The sequence below is a fragment of the Pseudomonas palleroniana genome (assembly GCF_003031675.1).
GTDB classification, from domain to species: domain Bacteria; phylum Pseudomonadota; class Gammaproteobacteria; order Pseudomonadales; family Pseudomonadaceae; genus Aquipseudomonas; species Aquipseudomonas palleroniana.
Window position 1 is genome coordinate 118,550 of sequence record NZ_PYWX01000053.1, and the last position, 22,198, is coordinate 140,747.

Below are 22,198 nucleotides of genomic sequence, written 5' to 3' on the forward strand. Positions count from 1 at the left end.
GGTGAAGATGTCAATGCAAGTAATGCGCGGCTGGGCGACTCGGCACGCGTCCTGGATGGGCCTGATCGGGCTGCTGGGCGCGACGCAGGAGGCGCTGGCCGGTGACTACGATGGTTCACCCCAGGTTGCCGAATTTGTCGGTGAAATGACCCGCGACTACGGTTTCGCTGGCGAGCAGCTGATGGGTGTGTTTCGCGAAGCCCAGCGCAAGCAGGCGATCCTCGACGCGATTTCGCGCCCCGCCGAACGCGTGAAGCAGTGGAAGGAATATCGTCCCATGTTCCTCACCGATGCCCGCGTGGCACGTGGTGTGGACTTCTGGCGTCAGCACGAAGCCGTACTGGCCCGCGCCGAGCAGGAATACGGTGTGCCGGCCCAAGTCATCGTTGCGATCATCGGCATTGAAACCTTCTACGGACGCAATACCGGCAGTTACCGGGTGATCGACGCCTTGTCGACCCTGGGTTTCGATTACCCGCCACGCGCCGAATTCTTCCGTAAGGAGCTGCGCGAATTTCTCTTGCTGGCTCGCGAAGAGCAGGTTGACCCGTTGACCCTCAAGGGCTCCTACGCCGGCGCGATGGGCCTGCCGCAATTCATGCCGAGCAGCTTCCGGGCTTATGCAGTGGATTTCGACGGCGATGGCCACATCAATATCTGGAGCAACCCCGACGACGCGATTGGCAGCGTGGCCAGCTACTTCAAGCGCCATGGCTGGGTGGCCGGCGAACCCGTGGTGATTCGTGCCGATGTGACCGGCGATCGCGCCGATGAAGGCCTGACCCAGGGCATCGAGCCTGCCAAGACGGTCGGGGAGTTGCGGGCGCTGGGCTGGTCGAGTCAGAATGCGCCACGCGATGATATGCCGGTGACGGCGTTCCGCCTGGAAGGTGAAAATGGCCCGGAATACTGGATGGGCCTGAAGAATTTCTACGCAATCACGCGTTATAACCGCAGCGTGATGTACGCCATGGCCGTGCATCAGCTGTCAGACATGCTGGTCCAAGCACGGGGCAACAAGTAATGCGGGTATCGCCGTTCAATAAACCGCTCAAGCTGGTGGCGTTTGCCGCGTTGTCCTTGCTGGTTGTCAGTTGCTCCTCCACGACCAGTCGCGCACCCGCGCAGAAGGGTGGTGCTATCGTCCGCGCCCAGCCGGGCCTGGACATCAACCGCGCGCATAAAGATGGCGCACCGTGGTGGGATGTCGATGTTTCGAAGATCCCGGACGCCACCCCAACCCTGCACACCGGCCCGTACAAGGCCAACCCCTATACCGTGCTGGGTAAAAACTACTTCCCGTTGCAGGAATCCAAGAGCTACTCGCAAACGGGTACGGCGTCCTGGTACGGCACCAAGTTCCACGGCCAGAACACCGCCAATGGCGAAGTGTATGACCTGTACGGCATGAGCGCGGCCCACAAGACCTTGCCGCTGCCCAGCTATGTGCGGGTGACCAACCTGGACAACAACCGCACGGTGATCCTGCGGGTCAATGACCGTGGGCCGTTCTATTCCGACCGGATCATCGACCTGTCCTACGCGGCCGCCAAGAAGCTCGGTTATGCCGAGACCGGTACGGCGCGGGTGAAGGTCGAAGGTATCGACCCGGCGCAGTACTGGGCCCAGCGTGGCAAGCCGGCGCCGTTGATGCTCAACGAACCGCAGACGCCGCAGCCACAGGTCACCGCTTCGGCCGGCAAGATCGAACAGTGGACGCCGCCGCCGGCGCAGCACGCACCGGATACCGTGGTTGTACCGCGTGCCGCACCCGGCGCCTCGATGGCCGGCGGGCAATACCTGCAAGTGGGCGCTTTCGCCAACCCGGACGCGGCGGAACTGCTAAGGTCGAAACTCAGCGGTATGGTCAGGGCGCCGGTATTCATCAGCTCCATCGTGCGTAACCAGCAGACCCTGCACCGTGTGCGCATGGGCCCGATCGGCTCGCCGAGCGAGGTTGCGCAAGTACAGAACAGCGTGCGTCTGGCCAACCTGGGGCAACCCAGCGTGGTCACCGCAGAGTAAAAGTAAAGGATTGATGGCTTGGGCCCGCACGCGGGTTCGAGCCTTGGTTGTTGGCTCGTTGAACAATAAAAACCCGGGGGCAAGGGGTGAGCGGGCAACCGAACACGCGACAGTCTGGAAGCGGGCTGTCTGAATAGTTTTGCCCGCGAGGGCAAGTTTTTATAAGCAATTTCGAGAGACGGATGAACATCACCACCTTAGCCAAACGCACGTGCCTGCTTCTTTCGCTGATCATCACCCCGGCCGCCTGGGCGGCTGAGATGGTGCCGGCTTCCCCGCAACTGGCCGCCAAGGCCTGGGTCCTCATGGATGCCGCCAGCGGCAACGTGCTGGTCGAGAGCAACGGTGACGAACGCCTGCCACCGGCCAGCCTGACCAAGCTGATGACGGCTTACATCGCGACCCTGGAAATCCGTCGCGGCCAGATCGGCGAGAACGACCCGGTGACCGTCAGCGAAAACGCCTGGCGTACCGGCGGTTCGCGGATGTTCATCAAGGTGGGTTCGCAGGTGACTGTCAGTGACCTGCTGCACGGCATCATTATCCAGTCCGGTAACGACGCCAGCGTCGCCCTGTCCGAGCACATCGCCGGCAGCGAAGATGCATTCGCCGACCTGATGAACAAGACCGCCGGCGACCTGGGCATGACCAATAGCCACTTCATGAACCCGACCGGCCTGCCGAACCCTGAGCATTACTCGTCGGCGCATGACATGGCGGTGCTGGCTCGCGCCATCATCCGTGTCGACCCGGTTCACTACGCGATCTACTCCCAGAAAGAATTCTTCTGGAACAACATCAAGCAGCCTAACCGCAACCTGTTGCTGTGGCGTGACAAGACCGTCGACGGTCTGAAAACCGGCCACACCGACGAAGCCGGCTACTGCATGGTGTCGTCCGCTGTACGTGATGGCCAGCGCCTGATCGCCGTAGTCTTCGGTACCAACAGCGAGCAGGCTCGTGCGGCCGAGACGCAAAAACTGCTGACTTACGGCTTCCGTTTCTTCGAAACCCAGACCTTCTACAAGAAGGGTGCCGAGCTTGCGACCGCGCCGGTATGGAAAGGCGCCACCTCCCAGGTCAAGGCCGGCCTGGCTGAAGACCTGACCCTGACCATGCCGAAAGGCCAGCTGAAAAAGCTCGCCGCCAGCATGACCATGAACCCGCATCTGGTTGCGCCAATCGCCAAGGGCGACGTGATCGGTAAGGTCGAAGTGAAGCTGGACGACAAAGTGGTGCACAGCGCCGACTTGATCGCTCTGGACGCCGTCGATGAAGGTGGTATCTTCCGCCGCGTGTGGGATAGCATCCGTCTATTCTTCTACAGCTTGTTCAACTGATAGTGTGCACCTGCAAAGCCCCGTGTCGACCCGACACGGGGCTTTGCCCGTCGCCACGGCTTACGCTTACGAGGCCGTTACGCCATGACCGATAAAGAAGTAAAGGCGCCAAAGATCGAATTCCCAGTGACTGATTATCCAGTCAAAGTGATCAGCGATACCGGTGTAGGCAACAAGGACAAGATTCTCGAGATCGTGCGTAAACACGCCACGATCAACGACAACCGGGTGGACGAGCGTTCGAGCACCAACGGTAAGTACACCACGATCCAATTGCACATTGTTGCGACGGATCAGGACCAGCTCTACAACATCAACAGCGAACTGCGGGCCACCGGCTTCGTACACATGGTGCTGTGATGTCGCAGGTCCTGGGCTTTCGCGAGCTCGGCCGGATGGACTACGAGCCCGTCTGGCATGCCATGCAGCGCTTCACCAACGAACGCGGTACCTCGGCTCCCGACGAAGTCTGGCTGGTGGAACACCCGCCGGTGTTCACCCAGGGCCAGGCCGGCAAGGCCGAGCATCTGCTGTTGCCGGGTGATATTCCGGTGGTGCAGGTCGACCGGGGTGGCCAGGTGACTTACCATGGGCCTGGTCAACTGGTGGCTTACCTGCTGCTGGACGTACGCAGGCTGGGTTTCGGCGTACGCGATCTGGTCAGCCGCATGGAGGCTTGCCTGATCGAGCTGTTGGCCAGTTACGGCGTGACGGCCGCGGCCAAGCCCGATGCGCCGGGTGTGTACGTGCAAGGCGCGAAAATCGCTTCGCTGGGGCTGCGTATTCGTCATGGGTGTTCCTTTCATGGCCTGGCCCTGAACGTGGACATGGACCTGGCGCCGTTTCGCCGGATCAACCCGTGCGGTTACGCCGGGCTGGCCATGACCCAATTGAGCGAGCATGCCACACCGATTAAATTTGCCGAGGTAAGTGCCCGGCTGCGTGCGCAGCTCGTCAAACACCTCGACTATGCTGAGCAGACGACCCTGACGGGCGGAATCGACTGATTATGACTACTGATGCAGTGCAAACCATGATCCCGACGGTGGACGTTACCGAACGTCCGGCCCCGGCCCCGCGTGCCAAGGTGGAAGCCGGCGTCAAGCTGCGCGGCGCCGAGAAGGTTGCACGCATCCCGGTGAAGATCATCCCGACCACCGAACTGCCGAAGAAACCTGACTGGATCCGCGTGCGCATCCCGGTTTCCCCGGAAGTCGACCGTATCAAGTCCCTGCTGCGCAAGCACAAGCTGCATAGCGTGTGCGAAGAGGCCTCCTGCCCGAACCTGGGCGAATGCTTCTCCGGCGGCACCGCCACCTTCATGATCATGGGTGATATCTGCACCCGTCGTTGCCCGTTCTGCGACGTTGGCCACGGCCGGCCGAAGCCATTGGACGTCAACGAGCCGGAAAGCCTGGCCATCGCCATCGCCGACCTGCGCCTCAAGTACGTAGTGATCACTTCGGTAGACCGTGACGACCTGCGCGACGGCGGTGCCCAGCACTTTGCCGACTGCATTCGTGAAATCCGCAAGCTGTCGCCGAACGTGATGCTGGAAACCCTGGTGCCGGACTACCGCGGCCGTATGGACGTAGCGCTTGAAATCACCGCTGCCGAGCCGCCGGATGTGTTCAACCACAACCTGGAAACCGTGCCACGCTTGTACAAGGCTGCACGTCCTGGTTCGGACTACCAGTGGTCGCTGACCCTGCTGCAGAAATTCAAGCAGATGATGCCGCACATTCCGACCAAATCCGGCCTGATGCTCGGCCTGGGCGAGACGGACGAGGAAGTGATCGAAGTCATGAAGCGCATGCGCGAGCACGACATCGACATGCTGACCCTGGGCCAGTACTTGCAACCGTCGCGCAGCCACCTGCCGGTGCAGCGTTTCGTGCACCCGGACACCTTCGCCTGGTTCGCCGAGGAAGGTTACAAGATGGGCTTCAAGAACGTGGCTTCCGGCCCGTTGGTACGCTCCTCGTACCATGCCGATGAGCAGGCCAAGCTGGTCAAGGCAAGCCTGGTTTCCTGATAGGGATTCAGACCCAATGTGGGAGGGGGCTTGCTCCCGATAACGGAGTATCAGGCAGCTTATGTGCTGCAGATGTACCGCTATCGGGAGCAAGCCCCCTCCCACATTTCGTTGCGTGTCAGTTAGGGAGAGTTGTGTATGACCGTAGCCGTTCCAGCCCTGCGTTCCGAAGGCACCATTGCCCTGATCGCACCCGCCGGCCCCGCCGCGCTGGATGTCGAAAAAGCCGGCCAGTGGATGCGTGCCCGCGGCTACCAACTGCGAATCTTCCCTGGGGTCTATGAGCGCGACGGCTACCTTGCCGGCAGCGATAAAACCCGCCTCAACGATCTTCACAAGGCGTTTGCCGACCCTGACATCGACGCGATCTTCTGCCTGCGCGGCGGCTACGGCACGCCCCGGCTGCTCGATAGCATCGATTTCGACCTGCTACGCACCCACCCCAAGCCTTTCGTGGGCTATAGCGACATTACCGCGCTGCACCTGGCAATCAGCCGTTACGCCGGGTTCGTGACCTTCCATGGCCCCATGCTCAATGCCGACCTGTTGGGCGACAAGCTGCCACCTACCGAGTCTTCATTGTTCGCCATGCTGCGCGGCCAACTGGGCACCGGCAGCGTGCTGGCGCACCCGGTGGCCTACCCGTTGAGCACCGTCTCGCCGGGCATTGCCTGCGGGCGCTTGCTGGGCGGCAACCTGTCGATGATCGCGGCAGTGATGGGCACGCCTTACGAGATCGAGGCTGAGGGCATCATCCTGTTGATCGAAGACGTCAACGAACCCCTTTACCGGATTGACCGGCTGCTGACCCATTTGCGCCTGGCAGGCAAGTTGGCCCAGGTCGCCGGCGTGCTGGTGGGGGATGTCGCCGGGGTGGATCAAGCGGCGTTAGAGCGCCTGCTGAAGCAAACCTTCGAGCCGCTGTGCATTCCGGTGCTGTCCGGCTGGCGCAGTGGGCATTGCGATCCGAACCTGACACTGCCGATGGGCGCGTTGGTGCGGTTGGATGCGGGGGAGCAGCGGGTGGTGTTGGAACAGGATGTGGTGTTTAAACCCTGAAACCGCCATCGGGAGCAAGCCCCCTCCCACACTGACGGTGTTCACAAATTCAGATATGTGAATACAGTCAGTGTGGGAGGGGGCTTGCTCCCGATGGCGTCAGTCGCCATAAGCCGATCTACCGGCTCTGCAACGACTCCAGCAGCTTCACCGTCGGATACCCATCTGCCGGCCAGCCCAATGACTGCTGCGCCGTGCGAATGGCCTTGCGCGTATTCGCGCCGATGATCCCGTCTGCGTTGCCCGCGTCATAACCCTTGGCGCTGAGCACTGTCTGCAAATCTATACGCTGGGAGCGGCTCAGCGGCAGCTCGTCCTTCGGCCAACTGCCGAGGATCACACCTGCTCCGCTGAACCGCTGCGACAACAAGCCCACCGCCAGCGCATAGGATGAAGAGTTGTTGTACTTGAGGATTGCCCGGAAGTTATCCAGCACCAGGAATGCCGGGCCTCGATAACCGGCCGGCAGCAGCAGGGCGGCGGAGAGTTGCTCGACATTCGGCGGCATACTGCTGCCGGGCGGCAGTTGGATACCCAGCCGCATCCATTCGGCGACGGTCTTGCGGATGCCGCCGTCGGCCAGGCTGTAGTCGAAGTTGGCTGGCAATTGCCGTACTTCAAAGCCCCACGGCTGGCCGCGCTGCCAGCCGGAGCTCTGCAGGTAATGGGCGGTGGAGGCGAGGGCGTCGGCCGGGCTGTTCCAGATGTCGCGGCGACCGTCGCCGTCGAAGTCGACCGCGTGGGTGTTATAGGTGGTCGGGATGAATTGGGTCTGGCCCATGGCGCCGGCCCAGGAGCCTTTCATCTGGTCGGCAGCGATATCGCCATGCTGGATGATTTGCAGCGCCGCTAGCAGTTGGGCCTGGGCGAACGCCGGGCGACGGCCTTCATAGGCCAGGGTCGCCAGGGAGCGAATCACCGAATTGTTGCCCTGGAACTGGCCGAAGTTGCTTTCCATGCCCCAGACGGAGACCAGCGCCTGGCGATCAACGCCGTAACGCTCCTCGATGCGTTGCAGGATGTCGGCGTATTTGATCAGCAAGGCCTGGCCGTTACGCACACGCAGCGGCGACAGTGCGCCGTCGAGGTATTCCCATACCGGGCGGGAAAATTCCGGTTGGCTGCGGTCGGCGCGGATAACCGCCATATCGGGCGTGACCCCGGCAAAGGCGTTATCGAACACCGCCGGCGTGATGCCGGCCTTCAGGGCGTCGGCACGAAACCCGGCCATCCACTCGGCAAAGGTTTGGGTCGGCTGGATATCGAGATTGTCCACCGCCAACGGGGCCACCACTGCGGGCGCTACGGCCGGCGCGGTCTGGAGTTTAGGCAGGGGCTGGGCATCTGCGGCGGTGGGTTTTTCCGCGCAGGCGACAAGCAGAATGAGGCTGGAGGCAGCGATCAATTGGCGAAGGTGCCAACGACGGGAAAGACTAGAGGGCATGCACAGGTCCAGGAATTACAGATCAGGTGCAGACCTTATCATGCCGGAGGGGCGCTTGCCTTCAGGCAGCCAGAAAGTAAGAAGCCTCCCAGCTATTAGACTGGAAGGCTTCGCGGCGGTAACTGCCTTTGCCCTTGCCGGCGCGTTCCTGACGGCTGCGGAACAGTGGCTGGGCGATGATGGATTTGGCCTTGTTGGGGCCATGCTTGGATGGCTTTTTGCTCATGGTGTTTACTCTCGTTTGGGTGGGAAGAAGCGGTGCAAATAATCTGCCGAAGTTGTGCGGCTGTAAAGCCTGAGAAGTTTCTTGGAATGTAAGCGCAGTCAAAATCTGCGAAGGAAGGTTATTCGGCGGGAAGGCTGAGCCGCTGACCCGCCATCAACAGCGACAAGCGACTCAGGCTCATCCACGGCGAACCTGCCGCCTGGCCCTTGATCTGCGCGTCAATGCGTTGTGCCTCCAGCAATAACTGCGCCCAGCGTTGCGCCGAGTGCCGTTGCAGGGCTTTGCTCATCAGGGGTTTGCGTTTGTCCCAGACGGGTGGCTTGGCCTGGCTGAAGGCTCTGTCCAGGGGCGTGCCCTGGCTGTATTGCAGGGCAATATTGGCCAGCACCCGTAGCTCCCGGGCCAGGGCCCAGAGAATCACCGGCGGTTCGACGCCTTCGCCGCGCAGCCCTTCGAGCATGCGCAGGGCGTGGGCGGGCTCACCGTTGAGGATCGCATCCACCAGCCCGAATACATCGAAGCGCGCGCTGTCAGCCACTGCGCCTTGCACGGTTTCGACGGTGATCTGCCCGTCTTCGGCCATCAGCTTGAGCTTTTCGATCTCCTGGGCGGCGGCAAGCAGGTTGCCTTCGACCCGCGCAGCGATCAGCTCGACCGCGTCTTGCGTCGCCGACAGCCCCGATTGGGACAGCCGTTGACGAATCCACTGGGGCAACTGGTTGCTGTCCACCGGCCAGATCTGGATGAACTGAGTCTGCGCACCCTCAACCAGCGCCTTGCCCCACTTGGTCTTCTGCGCACTGCCATCGAGCTTGGGCAAGCTGATCAGCAAGACCGTGTCTTCGGCGGGGCGTGAGCAGTATTCCATCAAGGCGGCTGCGCCCTTGTCACCGGGTTTGCCCGAAGGCAGGCGCAGTTCCAGCAGGCGTTTTTCGGCGAACAGCGACATGCTCGCGCCGGCTTGCAGCAACGTCCCCCAGTCGAAACTGGCATCGGCGCTGAACACCTGGCGTTCATCGAAGCCCTGCTGGCGCGCAGCCACGCGGATAGCGTCGGCGGCTTCCTGGCACAGCAGCGGGTCATCCCCACTGACGATGTAGACAGGCGCGAGGCCACTTTGCAGGTGTTTGGCGAGTTGAGCGGGAGCGAGTTTCATAGGCAGGGCGAACGGGGCGCCTGGGGCGCCCCGTATGGCTTACTCGGCAGGGACTTCAACAGGCGATTGTTTCGGCGTGTTGTCTTCATACTCCTGCGCGGCTTTCAGGGCATCGGCGTCAGCCTTGGCCTTGTTGTCAGCCGTCTGTTGCAGGGCTGCCAGTTTTTCCGGGGTCAGCTGTTGCAGGCGGACCATCAGACGCTGGATCAGCTCACGACGCATTTCCTTGCGCACCTGGATAATTTCCGAGTCCGAGCCCACCAGGTTGTTGCCGTCGTGGCTGACGACCTTCTGCACTTCAACCTTGTCGCCCATCAATGGCAGTTGATCACGGCCACGCAGTTCATACACGACTTTGGTATTCAGCTCGATGTCCGACGCACGACCGGCGCTGGCGTAGCTGAGGTTACGCTGGGTTTCCTGCTCGTCGATCAGGTTCAGCTTGTAGGTCGCACCGTTGTAGACGTGCACGCCGCTGTTTTCCAGGGTCTGGCGCAGTTGCTTGACGGTTTCGCCGTAGGCGTTGCGGGCGCTGACGTCTAGTTCCTTGAGTGACAGCTCGTTGGTGCCGGTACCGCGCAGCTGGAAGCCGCAAGCGCTCAGCAGCACGGCAAGGCCCATTACCAGCAGGTTGCGTTTGATCATTTTGTTGCTCCCCTTGAAACCATGTGGGCCCTATCGAGGCCCTGAAGGCTTTGTTCGGCGCAGGGCCCAAGCCCTGCGCCCGATCCGATTAGCTAGCGACGATATTGACCAGTTTGCCAGGCACCACGATCACTTTGCGGATCGTCAGGCCTTCGGTAAAGCGCAGCACGTTTTCGTTGCAACGCGCCGCCGCTTCAACTTCCTCGCGAGAGGCGCTGGCCGGCATGTCGATCTGGCCGCGCAGTTTACCGTTGACCTGGATCACCAGTTGCAGCGTGTCCTGTACCAGGGCGCTGTCGTCCTGCACTGGCCAGCGCGCATCGATGACCGCGTCGCTGTGGCCCAGGCGGCTCCACAGTTCGTGGCTGATGTGCGGCGTGATCGGTGCCAGCAACAGGGTGACGGTTTCCAGGCCTTCCTGGATCAACGCACGGTCCTGTTCGGTGGCTTGCGGTGCTTTTTCCAGCACGTTCATCAGCGTCATCACCTGGGCGATGGCGGTGTTGAATTTGTGGTTCTGGCCCACGTCCTGGCTGGCTTGGCGGATAGCCAGGTGAGTGCTGCGGCGAACGGCTTTCTGCTCATCGCTCAAGGCTGCAACGTCCAGCTTGCCCGGCAGGCCCTGGCTGACATGGGCGTGCGCCAGGCGCCAGACGCGCTTGAGGAAGCGGTGTGAACCTTCGACGCCCGAGTCGGACCATTCGGCGCTCATGTCGGGCGGCGAGGCGAACATCATGAACAGGCGGCAGGTGTCGGCGCCGAACTGGTCGATCATCGACTGTGGGTCGACGCCATTGTTCTTCGACTTGGCCATCTTCTCGGTGCCGCCGATTTCCACCGGCAGGCCGTCGGCTTTCAGCTTGGCGCTGATCACCTTGGCTTTGCTGTCGCGCTCAAGCTCCACGTCCGCCGGGTTGAACCAGGTGTAGGCGCCATTGGCTTCGCGGCGATAGTAAGTCTCGGCGATCACCATGCCCTGGGTCAGCAGGTTCTTGAACGGTTCATCGGAGCTTACCAGGCCTTCATCGCGCATCAGCTTGTGGAAGAAACGCGCGTACAGCAGGTGAAGAATGGCGTGTTCGATACCGCCGATGTACTGATCCACCGGCAGCCAGTGGTCGGCCGCGGCTTTTTCCACCAGGCCGCCCTCATAGTGCGGCGAGGCGTAGCGGGCGTAGTACCACGAGGACTCGACGAAGGTGTCCATGGTGTCGGTTTCACGCTTGGCCGGCTGTCCGCATTTCGGGCAGTTGCACTCGTAGAACTCGGGCATGCGCGCCAGCGGCGAACCGGCGCCATCCGGCACCACGTCTTCCGGCAGTACCACCGGCAATTGGTCTTCCGGCACCGGTACGTCACCGCAGCTTTCGCAGTGGATGATCGGGATCGGGCAGCCCCAGTAGCGCTGGCGGCTGATGCCCCAGTCGCGCAGGCGGAACTGGGTGCGCGAGGCGCCGAGGTTTTTCTTGATCAGGGCGACTTCGATGGCGTCGAAAGCGCCCTGGAAATCCAGGCCATCGAACTCACCGGAGTTGATCAGCGTACCGTGCTCGCCGTAGGCGTCTTGCCACGGGGCCGGGTTGGTGTCGCCGGAACTGGTGCGCACCACGGATTTGATCGGCAGGCTGTACTTGGTGGCGAACTCGAAATCGCGTTCATCGTGCGCCGGCACAGCCATTACCGCGCCGTCACCGTAGTGCATCAATACGTAGTTGGCGACCCACACCGGCAGCTTCTCGCCGGTCAGCGGGTGTTCGACGAACAGGCCGGTTGGCAGGCCTTTCTTTTCCTGGGTGGCGACGTCGGCTTCGGCCACGCTGCCGCCTTTGCATTCGGCGATGAATGCCTGCAGCTCAGGGTTGTTCTGCGCGGCCTGGGTGGCCAGCGGGTGTTCGGCGGCGACGGCAACGTAGGTTGCGCCCATCAGGGTGTCCGGACGGGTGGTGAAGACTTTCAGTGCGCCCGCTTCGCCGATCGAATCGACGTTGTACGGGAACTGCACTTCCATGCCCTTGGATTTGCCGATCCAGTTGCGCTGCATGGTCTTGACCTGTTCCGGCCAGCCTGGCAGGTCGTCAAGGCTCGACAGCAGTTCATCCGCGTAGGCGGTGATCTTGAAGTAGTACATCGGGATTTCGCGCTTTTCGATCAGCGCGCCGGAACGCCAGCCGCGACCGTCGATGACCTGCTCGTTGGCCAGTACGGTCTGGTCGATCGGGTCCCAGTTCACGGTGCCGTTCTTGCGGTAGATCACGCCTTTTTCGAACAGGCGCGTGAACAGCCATTGTTCCCAGCGGTAGTAGTCCGGCTTGCAGGTGGTCACTTCGCGGGACCAGTCCACCGCCAGGCCCAGGCTGCGCAGCTGGGTCTTCATGTAGGCGATGTTTTCGTAGGTCCACTTGGCGGGCGCCACGTTGTTTTTCATCGCGGCGTTTTCCGCCGGCATGCCGAAGGCGTCCCAACCCATGGGTTGCAGGACGTTCTTGCCGAGCATGCGCTGGTAGCGGGAAATGACGTCGCCGATGGTGTAGTTGCGCACGTGCCCCATGTGTAGCTTGCCGCTGGGGTAAGGGAACATCGATAGGCAGTAATAAGTCTCCTTGCCTGGCTGTTCACTGACTTCAAAGGACTTTTGCTCGTCCCAGAAGGTTTGGGCGGCATTTTCTATTTCACGGGGCTGATATTGTTCGTGCATGGCTACTTTTGAACTGAATAGGGGTGGCCTAATCCTCTTCGGTACAACATTCAGGTGATCGACGCCAAAAAGCGGCGCGTCTGTGCCCAAACCCTGCGGGAAGTGGAGTTACAGGAAGCGCCGTAGCATACATGACCCCACTCTATCGAGGGAAACCCTGATTGCGCGGTCGAGGCCGTCTGTCGCGGCGCCGGGCAGGCACAGTCACGCAGACTACGCTGTTTATTGGGGAGCAAGTATTTCTTCAATGAGGTGAGGGGATGGTTGAATCGCAGCGAACCTTAACGAAACCGCAATTGTACGAAGGGCTGATCGACCGTTTGGGTCGGGCATTGGATGCTGCAAAAACCGCAGGCCGATTGCGTGATGAGCGGCCTCTGGAACTGGAGTTGCGAGGCTTGAGCCAGGCTGAACTTGAACTGATCAAGCGCTACCTGGAATTGAATCAACATCGCGCCTCTTCTGGGCAGGCTTCCCCGCCGTCCCAGTCTCAAGAGCCGACGCGTTCAGCCAAGGTGATCTGGCTGAAGGACCTGTCCGCCGGGCGGGCAGGCGACAAACTCAAGGCGGTGAGGTGCAAGTGAAATAAACCGCGTGTCTGTCGTTGGTTTTTCTCGGAATGTGCTGGTAAGGATTGTCGCTGAACCCCGTTGCATCTAGGCTTCGGGCATCTTAGGAGATGCCCGATGCCTTTTCGTTATTTCATCAAACAACTATTGCTGCCGCCCGGCATCTTCTTGCTGTTGCTGGCGTTCGCCTGGTGGGTTCGTCGCAGCCGCCCGCGCCTGGCAGGGTTTTGCTTTGCCCTGGGTTTGGGGGGCATGTGGCTGATGAGCCTGCCGGTGATGGTGCAATGGGGAGCGCATGCGCTGGAGACCGAACCACCCCTGGCCCGTGAAGAGTGGGCGAGCCTGGCGCAACGGGCCGATGCGATTGTGGTACTGGGTTCGGGGCGCGAGCGCGGTGACTCCGCATGGGGAACTGACCAGCCGACCGGGATCGGGTTGGAGCGCGAGCGTTATGCCGCACGTCTGGCCAAGGCATCCGGCTTGCCGGTGTTGACCAGCGGCGGCTTGCACTACGGCACGCCGCCCAGCGAGGCCGAGCTGATGGCTGTGTCGATGCAGGATGACTTTGGCGTCACCGTACGCTGGAAGGAAGAGCGTAGCCGTACCACCTGGGAAAACGCGCAGATGAGTGCCGAGATCCTGTTGCCCCAGGGTATCAAGCGCGTCGTCGTGGTGACCCAGGCCTGGCATATGCCGCGTTCGGTGTGGAGCTTCGAGAAGGCCGGTTTCACGGTGGTGCCGGGGCCGGTGGGGTTCCTTGGCGTAGACAATGCGCGACCGCTAGGAGGCTGGATGCCCGAGTTCAAGTCGGTGTGGCAGAGCGGGCAGTTGCTCAACGAGGCCGTGGGGCAGGTAGGGTATCGGTTGTTCTACCGATAACACCGCAGATCAAAATGTGGGAGGGAGCAAGTCCCCTCCCACATTCGGTTAGAGCGCCTTGGACATCCGGCCGGCCAGCAGCGCCCAGCCAAACAGCAGCACGCACACGATGATCAGCGGCCACGAACGCCATTGCAGGTACGGCGTCAGGTTGTGCATCGGCACGACCTCTCCGTAGAGAATCCCGCGTTCGAACTGTGGGATCTGCGCAGTGATCTGCCCGAATGGGTTGATCAGGCCGGTCACGCCGTTGTTGGTGGCGCGGATCATCCAGCGACCGGCTTCCAAAGCCCGCATCTGCGCCATTTGCAGGTGTTGCAATGGGCCGATGGAGCGGCCGAACCACGTGTCGTTGCTGATGGTCAGCAGCAGGTCGCTCTGGGCCGCCAGGCCTGCGGCAAACTCCGGGTACACCACTTCGTAGCAGATGAACGGCGCAACGTGATAGCCCTTGGCCTGGAGCATGGCCTGGTCAGAAGGGCCTCGGGCGAAGTCCGACATGGGCAGGTCGAAGAAGGCGATCAGCCCGCGCAACAGGTCTTGCAGCGGCACGTACTCACCGAAAGGCACCAGCTTTTGCTTGAGGTAGGTGCCGTCGCCTTCGCCCACAACCGTGATGCCGTTGAAGTAGCGCTTCTCGTGATGGACTTCCTGGCGAATCGGTACGCCGGTGATCAGCGCTGAATTCCGCTCGGCGGCGAACTTGCCCATCATGCCCAGGTAACCCTCGACGGACTCCTTGAGCACCGGTACAGCGGTTTCCGGCCATATCAGCAGGTCGGTGCGCTTGGCGCTGAAGCTCATGTCGCGGTACAGCGCCAGCTGCGCATTGAGTTGCTCGGGGTCCCACTTCATGCTTTGTTCGACGTTGCCCTGGATCGCGGCCACGCTCAGTGGCGCGCCGGCAGGGCTGGTCCAGGCATGGTGTTTAAGTGCAAAGCCGACGGCCCATGGCCCAACCAGCAGCACCAGGCCCGCGCCGATAAAAGCGTTGCGCTTGCCCGCCAACAGGCGGGGCAGGTTGCACAGCAGGGCCGCCGTGAGTGCCAGGGCAAAGGAAATCAGCCACATGCCGCCCAGCGGCGCGAGTCCGCTGAGCGGGCCGTCGAGCTGGCTGTAGCCGGAGTACAGCCACGGGAAGCCAGTGAGGAACCAACCGCGGAACGCTTCCTGGCCGACCCACAACGCAGCAAAGGCCAGCGCATCCGCCAGCGGCGCCTCATTACGGCGCAGCCAGCGTGCCCATAGCCACGCGGGCAGGGCGAAGAACCAGGCGATGGCGGCGGTGAACAGCAGCATCAGGAAGCCGGCCAGCAGCGCCGAAGCGCCGCCAAAGTGGTGGATGCTGTAGTAGATCCAGCTGGTGCCGGCGCCAAACAGGCCGAAACCGAAACACCAGCCACGGCCCAGGGCCTGGCGTGGCGTCAGTTCCCGGAGCCCGACATAGAACAATCCGACGGCCACCAGGGCAAACGGCCACAGGTCGAAGGGTGCCAGGGCCAGGGTGGTGACGGCGCCGGCCACCACGGCTAGCAAGTTACCGGGCCAGCCGGGGGCTATAAAGCGGCGCATATCAGTCCTTAGCGGGCAATAGGTGTCAGGCGGATCAAGTGGATACGACGGCTGTCCGCATTCAGGATGCGAAAGCGATACGCACCGATTTCGGTGGTTTCGTTACGCTTTGGCAGGTGCCCGAACGCATTCATTACCAGGCCGCCCACTGTGTCGAACTCATCGTCGGAGAATTCGCTGTCGAAGAACTCGTTGAAGTTCTCGATCGGCGTCAGCGCCTTGATCAGGAAGTCACCGCTGGGCAGGGGCTTGATGTAGCTGTCTTCTTCGACGTCGTGTTCGTCTTCGATGTCGCCGACGATCTGCTCCAGTACGTCTTCGATCGTTACCAGGCCAGCCACGCCACCGTATTCGTCGATCACAATGGCCATGTGATTGTGGTTGGCGCGGAACTCGCGCAGCAACACATTCAGGCGCTTGGATTCAGGCACGAAGGTGGCCGGACGCAGCAGGTCCTTGATGTTGAAGTTGTCACCGTTCTCCTTGAGGATCAGCGGCAACAGGTCCTTGGCCAGCAGGACACCCATGACGTCGTCATGGCTTTCACCGATCACCGGGTAGCGCGAGTGCGCCGAGTCGATCACGGCCGGGAGGAATTCCCGTGGGGTCTGGGTCGCCTTGATGCTGATCATCTGCGAGCGCGGGACCATGATGTCCCGTACTTGCAGGTCAGCGACCTGGATGGCGCCCTCGACGATGGCCAGCGCTTCGCTGTCCAGCAACTTGTTCTGATGGGCTTCGCGCAGCAGCTCCAGCAGCTCCTGGCGGTTTTTCGGCTCGTGGGCAAAAGCCTGGGTCAACTTGCCCAGCCATGACTTCTGCCCGTTGCTCGATCGGTCTTCGCTCATAGCGATTACTCTGAATCCTTTGTTGTATAGGTTAAGTGTTGATCAGTTTTCGTCATCTGCATAAGGGTCAGGGTGACCCAGTTCTGCAAGCAACGTTTGTTCCAGTGTTTCCATTTCCTCGGCTTCGTCATCGTCTATATGGTCGTAACCCAAGAGATGCAAGCAGCCGTGGATGACTAGATGGGCCCAGTGGGCTTCAAGTTCCTTGCCTTGTTCACGCGCCTCGCGCTCCACCACCGGCACGCAGATGACCAGATCGCCCAGCAGGGGAATATCCAGTAACTCATCCGGTACGTCGGCGGGGAAGGACAGCACGTTGGTGGCGTAATCCTTTTGCCGCCAGGTGTGATTCAGCTCACGGCCCTCAGGCTCGTCCACCAGGCGGATGGTCAGCTCAGAGTCGGCGGTACGCTGGCGCAGGGCCAGGGCGCACCAGCGGCGAAACTGTTCTTCACTGGGCGCGGGCGCGTCGGTCGCCAGTTGCAGGTCTAGCTCAAGCATCGTGGCGTGCGTCCTTCGGGGCGTCGCCCTGGTGTTCGAAGCGCTCGTAGGCTTCGACGATGCGCTGCACCAGCGGGTGGCGCACGACGTCCTTGGGCATGAAATGCGTGAAGCTGATGCCCGGCACATCCTTGAGTACCTCGATCACCTGGCCCAGGCCCGATTTGGTGCCCTTGGGCAGGTCGACCTGGGTGATGTCACCGGTAATCACGGCGGTGGAGCCGAAGCCGATGCGGGTCAGGAACATTTTCATCTGCTCGACGGTGGTGTTCTGGCTCTCGTCGAGGATGATGAAGCTGTTGTTCAAGGTACGGCCACGCATGTAGGCCAGCGGGGCGATCTCGATCACCTGGCGCTCGATCAGCTTGGCCACGTATTCAAAGCCGAGCATCTCGTAAAGTGCGTCGTAGAGCGGGCGCAGGTACGGGTCGATCTTCTGCGCCAGGTCGCCGGGCAGGAAGCCGAGTTTCTCGCCGGCTTCGACCGCCGGGCGCACCAGCAGGATGCGGCGTACTTGCTCGCGCTCCAGGGCATCCACCGCGCAGGCTACGGCCAGGTAGGTCTTGCCGGTACCGGCGGGGCCGATGCCGAAGTTGATGTCGTTGCCGAGGATTTCCTTGACGTAGCGCTGCTGATTCAAGCCGCGTGGGCGAATCATGCCTTTCTTGGTGCGCAGGGCCACGCTGGCTTCGGCCACCGGGTTGTTGGCCAGGTCTTGCACGGCGGATTCCTGCAGGTACAGGTGCACGGTCTCCGGCGACAGCTCACTACCTTTGGTTTCGCGGTAGAGGCGACGCAGCAGGTTTTCTGCCGACGTGGTGTGCTGGGGTTCGCCAATCAGCTCGAACTGATTGCCGCGGTTGCGGATCTCGATGCTCAGACGTTGTTCGATCAGGCGCAGGTGCTCGTCGAACTGTCCGCACAGGTTGGCGAAACGGCGAGCCTCAAAGGGCTCGAGGAGAAAACGATGAGGTTCTATGGGTGCGTTCAAGGTCGCTTTTAGCCGCCCTTTGGCTGTTGAGGTGAAAGAGAGGATAACGCCAGCCGCCAGTGTGCGAAAGCACTTATATAACCCGAATTCGGCGTAATCCCATTGTGGGAGGGGGCTTGCTCCCGATAGCAGTGCTTCAGATAAAGCATCTGGGGCTGACACTCCCTCATCGGGAGCAAGCCCCCTCCCACATTTGATCTGTGTCGTTCACAAGGTCACTGCAATAACGACCCACGCAACGAGTGCGGTTGCGCCGCGTCGATGTGCACGTCGGCGAATTGGCCGATCAGGGTCGGATTGTCGCAGCGGAAGTTGACGATTCGGTTGTTCTCGGTGCGGCCTTGCAGTTCGCCCGGGTCCTTTTTCGAATAGTCGGTGACCAGGATGCGCTGGATCGAGCCGACCATTTGTCGGCTGATCTCGAAACCTTGCTGGTTCAGGCGATGTTGCAGTGCGTTCAGGCGTTCTTTTTTCAGCGCTTCGGGGGTGTCGTCCGCCAGATCGGCGGCCGGGGTGCCCGGGCGCGGGCTGTAGACGAACGAGTAGGAAAAGTCGAAACCAACATCTTCGATCAGCTTCATGGTCTGCTCGAAGTCTTTTTCGGTCTCGCCCGGGAAGCCGACGATGAAGTCCGAGCTGATGCAGATGCCCGGCACCGCCGCCCGCAGTTTGCGCAGTTTGGATTTGTATTCCAGGGCGGTATGGTTGCGCTTCATGGCCGCCAGAATGCGGTCCGAGCCCGACTGCACCGGCAAGTGCAGGTGCTTGACCAGTTCCGGTACTTCGGCGTGGGCCTGGATCAGGCTGTCGGAGAACTCCAGCGGATGGGAGGTGGTGTAGCGAATGCGTTCGATGCCGTCGACCGCGGCCACCACGCGGATCAGTTCCGCCAGGTCGGCCATTCGTCCATCATGGGTCTGGCCGCGGTAGCCATTGACGTTCTGGCCCAGCAGGGTCACTTCGCGCACGCCGTTTTCGGCCAGGTGGATGATTTCCGACAGCACATCGTCAAACGGCCGGCTGACTTCTTCACCGCGTGTGTAAGGCACCACGCAGAAGGTGCAGTACTTGCTGCAGCCTTCCATCACCGACACGTAGGCGCTCGGCCCGTCGATGCGCGGCTCGGGCAAGTGGTCGAATTTTTCGATTTCCGGGAACGAGACATCGACCTGCGGCATCTTGGTCACGCGGGCGGCGTCGATCATTTCCGGCAGGCGGTGCAGGGTCTGTGGGCCGAAGACCACATCGACATAGGGCGCGCGGTCGCGGATCGCAGCACCTTCCTGGCTGGCCACGCAGCCGCCGACGGCGATTACCATCTCCGGGTTCGCCAGCTTCAATTCGCGCCAACGGCCCAACTGGGAGTACACACGGTCCTGGGCTCGTTCGCGGATCGAGCAGGTGTTGAGCAGGATCACGTCGGCATCTTCGGCGCGGGCGGTGACTTCCAGGGCCTGGTGTTCGCCCAGCAGATCGACCATGCGCGAGCTGTCGTACTCGTTCATCTGGCAACCGTGGGTTTCGATGTAAAGCTTCTTGGCCATGGGGATCGTCAACTGGTGGTAAAGAACCGCGCATTATAGGGGGCATGCCCATGGGTTCCTAGCGTTGTGCATCGGGTGGCATGCTATAGTTCGCGCCCCCTTTTATATCCCCCGATGTGTTGTTTGCCCGCCATGACCAAACGTGAAGCTCCAATCTACAAGGTGATTTTCCTCAACCAGGGCCAGGTGTTCGAAATGTACGCCAAGCAGATCTATCAAAGTGATCTGTGGGGCTTCCTGGAAGTGGAAGAGTTCGTCTTTGGCGAGCGCACCCAGTTGGTCGTCGACCCGGGCGAGGAAAAGCTCAAGGCGCAGTTTGAAGGCGTGGTGCGCAGCTTTGTGCCGATGCATTCGATTGTGCGCATCGACGAGGTGGAGCGCCTGGGCACGCCGAAGATCAGCGAGGCCCGGGGCGTGGGCAATGTCATGCCGTTTCCGATGCCGATGCCCGAAAAGTAAAGCGTAGTGAGCGGGCTTGCCCCGCGCTGGGGAGCGAAGCCGCCCCAACAAGGACGCTGGTGTGTTTCAGGTAGACCGAGGCGCCTGGGTTTGGGGCGGCTTTGCCACCCAGCGCGCGGCAAGCCCGCTCACTACAGGTTCTGATCAGGGGAGGGGGGAGAAGGGCGAGCGCCCATCGGCACTCTGCAATTCCTGCAGGTAATTGCGGAAGATCTGGCCCAGTACTTGGGTGGCTACTTCCAACTCATCACGCTGCATGTGTTCGGCGACTTCGTCGGCGGTGTCCAGCGCGTCTTCGGCGCCGTTGACCGCGGCCATTTTCAGCACGATATACGCCTGGACGTTATTGGCCGGTACGCCTTCGCCCTTGAAGAACATGTTGCCCAGCTGGAATTGCGCCTGGGCGTGGCCCTGCAACGAGGCTTTCTCGAAGTAGCTCAAGGCTTTGTTGAGGTCGCGGGCCGGATTTTTACTGTCGTGGTAATACTCACCCAACTCGTATTGCGCCTGCGCATCACCGCCGTCGGCCTGTTTCTGGCACGCGCTCAGGGCTTCGGCCTGGCTGTCTGGCTGTGTATTGAGGGTGCAACGACCCATCGCTGGGATTAACAACGAGTTGCCGCCTGCTTGTGCATGTGCCAGCAGCGGCTGAAGGAGCAACAGGCAGCCCAGTACCAGGGTGCGGCCGGTGCGTTTCATGGGAATCGACTTACCTCTGACGGGGCGCGCGGACCCTCGGGGAGTCCAATGAGCGCGCATTATGAAATAAGCAGGCCCCTGCTTACAAAGTCTTTACTCGATTTTCTGCTGCGAGGGCAAGTTATCTGCCGGATTGCAGGGAGATTCTCGAAAAAACTAGGAAAAGTCTGTAGGCAAAGTAGTAAATCAGGCGTCGCCCAAGGCAACGCCTGACGTGTTGTCACTGTTATTTCAACGCGGCGAAGGCACGCTCGGCAGCATCCAGGGTCAGTTTCAGCTCGGCTTCGCCATGGGCGATCGAAGTGAAGCCGGCTTCAAAGGCGCTCGGAGCCAGGTACACACCGCCTTCCAGCATCAGGTGGAAGAAGCGTTTGAACAGGTCGGCATCGCTGCCCATGACGTCATCGAAGGTGACGATGTCGTCGGCACCGCTGAAGTACAGGCCGAACATGCCGCCCGCCTGAGTGGTGACAAACGGGATGCCCGCGGCATCGGCGCGCAGTTGCAGGCCGTCCAGCAGGCGCGTGGTGTAGTCGGTCAGCTCGGCGTGGAAGCCTGGGCGGCTGATCAGGCGCAGGGTGGTCAGGCCGGCCGCCATCGCCAACGGGTTACCCGACAAGGTGCCGGCCTGGTACACCGGGCCCAACGGTGCGATGTGCTGCATGATTTCGCGTTTGCCGCCGAAGCAGCCTACTGGCATGCCGCCACCAATGATCTTGCCGAAGGTGCTCAAGTCCGGCGTGACGCCGTAGTAGGCCTGGGCGCCGCCGAGCGCGACTCGGAAACCGGTCATCACTTCATCAAAGATCAGCACCACACCATGTTTGTCGCACTGTTCGCGCAAGCCTTCGAGGAAGCCTGGCGCCGGTGGTACGCAGTTCATGTTGCCGGCCACCGGTTCGACGATGATGCACGCCACGTTTTGGCCGACTTCATTGAGCATCTGCTCGACGGCGGCGATGTCGTTGAACGGCAGGGTCAGGGTGTGTTTGGCGAACGCCGCCGGTACGCCGGCCGAGCTTGGCACACCTTGGGTCAGCAGGCCGGAACCGGCTTTCACCAGCAGGCTGTCGGAGTGGCCGTGGTAGCAGCCTTCGAACTTGATGATGCTGTCGCGGCCGGTAAAGCCACGGGCCAGGCGGATCGCGCTCATGGTGGCTTCGGTGCCCGAGCTGACCATGCGCACCATCTCCATGGATGGCACGATGGCACACACCAGGTCGGCCATCTCGGTCTCCATGGCGGTCGGCGCGCCATAGGACAGGCCGTGTTCCAGTTGCTTGCGCACGGCGTCGAGTACGTCCGGGTGGCTGTGGCCGAGGATCATCGGGCCCCAGGAACCCACGTAATCCACATAGCGTTTGTCATCTTCGTCGGTGACGTAGGCGCCTTCAGCATGCTTGAAGAACAGTGGCGTGCCACCCACGCTCTTGAACGCACGCACGGGGGAGTTCACACCGCCGGGGATGTGTTTCTGGGCATTGGCAAACAGCGTTTCGGAACGGGACATG

Annotated in this window: 22 protein-coding genes; 10 read left to right on the forward strand and 12 right to left on the reverse strand. The window is 61.5% G+C overall.

Annotated elements, in window-relative coordinates; all coding sequences use genetic code 11:
• Nucleotides 1–13: 13 nt before the first annotated feature.
• The 7 genes from mltB to C9383_RS18615 all read left to right on the forward strand — a co-directional run bounded on the left by mltB (nucleotide 14) and on the right by C9383_RS18615 (nucleotide 6,459).
• Nucleotides 14–1,024 (forward strand): lytic murein transglycosylase B, encoded by a 1,011-nt coding sequence (gene mltB / locus C9383_RS18585; protein WP_090365642.1) that lies wholly within the window; start codon nucleotides 14–16, stop codon nucleotides 1,022–1,024.
• Complete coding sequence (locus C9383_RS18590; RefSeq protein WP_090365644.1) at nucleotides 1,024–2,025, forward strand: septal ring lytic transglycosylase RlpA family protein; 1,002 nt, start codon at nucleotides 1,024–1,026, stop codon at nucleotides 2,023–2,025. Before mltB ends, C9383_RS18590 begins: the two co-directional genes overlap by 1 nt.
• A 182-nt stretch (nucleotides 2,026–2,207) precedes the next feature.
• Nucleotides 2,208–3,365 carry a D-alanyl-D-alanine carboxypeptidase family protein gene (locus C9383_RS18595; RefSeq protein WP_060754725.1) on the forward strand — a complete coding sequence of 386 codons (1,158 nt, stop codon included), beginning with the start codon at nucleotides 2,208–2,210 and terminating at the stop codon, nucleotides 3,363–3,365.
• An 84-nt stretch (nucleotides 3,366–3,449) separates the two neighbouring features.
• Nucleotides 3,450–3,725 carry a DUF493 domain-containing protein gene (locus C9383_RS18600; RefSeq protein ID WP_090365645.1) on the forward strand — a complete coding sequence of 92 codons (276 nt, stop codon included), beginning with the start codon at nucleotides 3,450–3,452 and terminating at the stop codon, nucleotides 3,723–3,725.
• On the forward strand, nucleotides 3,725–4,372 hold the full coding sequence (gene lipB / locus C9383_RS18605; protein ID WP_090365647.1) for a lipoyl(octanoyl) transferase LipB: 648 nt from the start codon (nucleotides 3,725–3,727) through the stop codon (nucleotides 4,370–4,372). Before C9383_RS18600 ends, lipB begins: the two co-directional genes overlap by 1 nt.
• Before the next feature lie 26 nt (nucleotides 4,373–4,398).
• On the forward strand, nucleotides 4,399–5,400 hold the full coding sequence (gene lipA / locus C9383_RS18610) for a lipoyl synthase (protein ID WP_161548486.1): 1,002 nt from the start codon (nucleotides 4,399–4,401) through the stop codon (nucleotides 5,398–5,400).
• A gap of 138 nt (nucleotides 5,401–5,538) precedes the next feature.
• Nucleotides 5,539–6,459 (forward strand): S66 peptidase family protein, encoded by a 921-nt coding sequence (locus tag C9383_RS18615; protein ID WP_090365650.1) that lies wholly within the window; start codon nucleotides 5,539–5,541, stop codon nucleotides 6,457–6,459.
• Nucleotides 6,460–6,577: 118 nt separating this feature from the next.
• Here the strand turns inward: C9383_RS18615 and C9383_RS18620 are convergent, their stop codons facing one another.
• The 5 genes from C9383_RS18620 to leuS form a co-directional block, all read right to left on the reverse strand.
• A complete protein-coding gene (locus C9383_RS18620) occupies nucleotides 6,578–7,903 on the reverse strand; it encodes a lytic murein transglycosylase (RefSeq protein WP_090365651.1) in 1,326 nt (441 codons plus the stop codon).
• Nucleotides 7,904–7,964: 61 nt separating this feature from the next.
• Nucleotides 7,965–8,129: an alternative ribosome rescue factor ArfA gene (arfA, locus tag C9383_RS18625; protein ID WP_003176285.1), complete on the reverse strand. Its 165-nt coding sequence runs from the start codon at nucleotides 8,127–8,129 to the stop codon at nucleotides 7,965–7,967.
• 118 nt (nucleotides 8,130–8,247) lie between these two features.
• A complete protein-coding gene (gene holA, locus C9383_RS18630; RefSeq protein WP_090365653.1) occupies nucleotides 8,248–9,285 on the reverse strand; it encodes a DNA polymerase III subunit delta in 1,038 nt (345 codons plus the stop codon).
• 39 nt (nucleotides 9,286–9,324) lie between these two features.
• Nucleotides 9,325–9,930, reverse strand: a complete 606-nt coding sequence (locus C9383_RS18635; protein ID WP_090365654.1) for an LPS-assembly lipoprotein LptE — start codon at nucleotides 9,928–9,930, stop codon at nucleotides 9,325–9,327.
• Between the two features lie 88 nt (nucleotides 9,931–10,018).
• On the reverse strand, nucleotides 10,019–12,625 hold the full coding sequence (gene leuS / locus C9383_RS18640) for a leucine--tRNA ligase (RefSeq protein WP_090365655.1): 2,607 nt from the start codon (nucleotides 12,623–12,625) through the stop codon (nucleotides 10,019–10,021).
• Between the two features lie 260 nt (nucleotides 12,626–12,885).
• Here leuS and C9383_RS18645 point away from each other — a divergent pair, with 260 nt between their 5' ends.
• Together C9383_RS18645 and C9383_RS18650 are read left to right on the forward strand one after the other, a co-directional pair.
• A complete protein-coding gene (locus C9383_RS18645) occupies nucleotides 12,886–13,209 on the forward strand; it encodes a hypothetical protein (RefSeq protein ID WP_090365657.1) in 324 nt (107 codons plus the stop codon).
• A gap of 102 nt (nucleotides 13,210–13,311) precedes the next feature.
• Nucleotides 13,312–14,073: a YdcF family protein gene (locus C9383_RS18650; protein WP_090365658.1), complete on the forward strand. Its 762-nt coding sequence runs from the start codon at nucleotides 13,312–13,314 to the stop codon at nucleotides 14,071–14,073.
• Nucleotides 14,074–14,121: 48 nt separating this feature from the next.
• On the opposite strand, the gene lnt is transcribed toward C9383_RS18650, so the two are convergent.
• From lnt to miaB, 5 genes are all read right to left on the reverse strand, one after another.
• Nucleotides 14,122–15,645 carry an apolipoprotein N-acyltransferase gene (gene lnt, locus C9383_RS18655; RefSeq protein WP_090365660.1) on the reverse strand — a complete coding sequence of 508 codons (1,524 nt, stop codon included), beginning with the start codon at nucleotides 15,643–15,645 and terminating at the stop codon, nucleotides 14,122–14,124.
• Nucleotides 15,646–15,653: 8 nt separating this feature from the next.
• Nucleotides 15,654–16,493 (reverse strand): CorC family transporter, encoded by an 840-nt coding sequence (locus C9383_RS18660; RefSeq protein WP_017735641.1) that lies wholly within the window; start codon nucleotides 16,491–16,493, stop codon nucleotides 15,654–15,656.
• Between the two features lie 42 nt (nucleotides 16,494–16,535).
• On the reverse strand, nucleotides 16,536–16,994 hold the full coding sequence (gene ybeY, locus C9383_RS18665; RefSeq protein WP_060754712.1) for an rRNA maturation RNase YbeY: 459 nt from the start codon (nucleotides 16,992–16,994) through the stop codon (nucleotides 16,536–16,538).
• Nucleotides 16,987–17,985, reverse strand: a complete 999-nt coding sequence (locus C9383_RS18670) for a PhoH family protein (RefSeq protein ID WP_060754711.1) — start codon at nucleotides 17,983–17,985, stop codon at nucleotides 16,987–16,989. The genes ybeY and C9383_RS18670 overlap by 8 nt, the downstream gene beginning before the upstream one ends.
• A 215-nt stretch (nucleotides 17,986–18,200) precedes the next feature.
• Nucleotides 18,201–19,529: a tRNA (N6-isopentenyl adenosine(37)-C2)-methylthiotransferase MiaB gene (gene miaB, locus C9383_RS18675; RefSeq protein WP_090365661.1), complete on the reverse strand. Its 1,329-nt coding sequence runs from the start codon at nucleotides 19,527–19,529 to the stop codon at nucleotides 18,201–18,203.
• A 132-nt stretch (nucleotides 19,530–19,661) separates the two neighbouring features.
• Between miaB and C9383_RS18680 the strand changes: the two genes are divergently transcribed.
• Nucleotides 19,662–19,988 (forward strand): DUF1820 family protein, encoded by a 327-nt coding sequence (locus C9383_RS18680; RefSeq protein ID WP_040071161.1) that lies wholly within the window; start codon nucleotides 19,662–19,664, stop codon nucleotides 19,986–19,988.
• A 144-nt stretch (nucleotides 19,989–20,132) separates the two neighbouring features.
• Here the strand turns inward: C9383_RS18680 and C9383_RS18685 are convergent, their stop codons facing one another.
• Both C9383_RS18685 and hemL read right to left on the reverse strand, forming a co-directional pair.
• Nucleotides 20,133–20,687, reverse strand: coding sequence for a tetratricopeptide repeat protein (locus C9383_RS18685; RefSeq protein ID WP_090365663.1), 555 nt, complete (start codon nucleotides 20,685–20,687; stop codon nucleotides 20,133–20,135).
• Between the two features lie 226 nt (nucleotides 20,688–20,913).
• Nucleotides 20,914–22,197 (reverse strand): glutamate-1-semialdehyde 2,1-aminomutase, encoded by a 1,284-nt coding sequence (gene hemL, locus C9383_RS18690; RefSeq protein ID WP_090365664.1) that lies wholly within the window; start codon nucleotides 22,195–22,197, stop codon nucleotides 20,914–20,916.
• Between the last annotated feature and the right edge of the window lies 1 nt (nucleotide 22,198).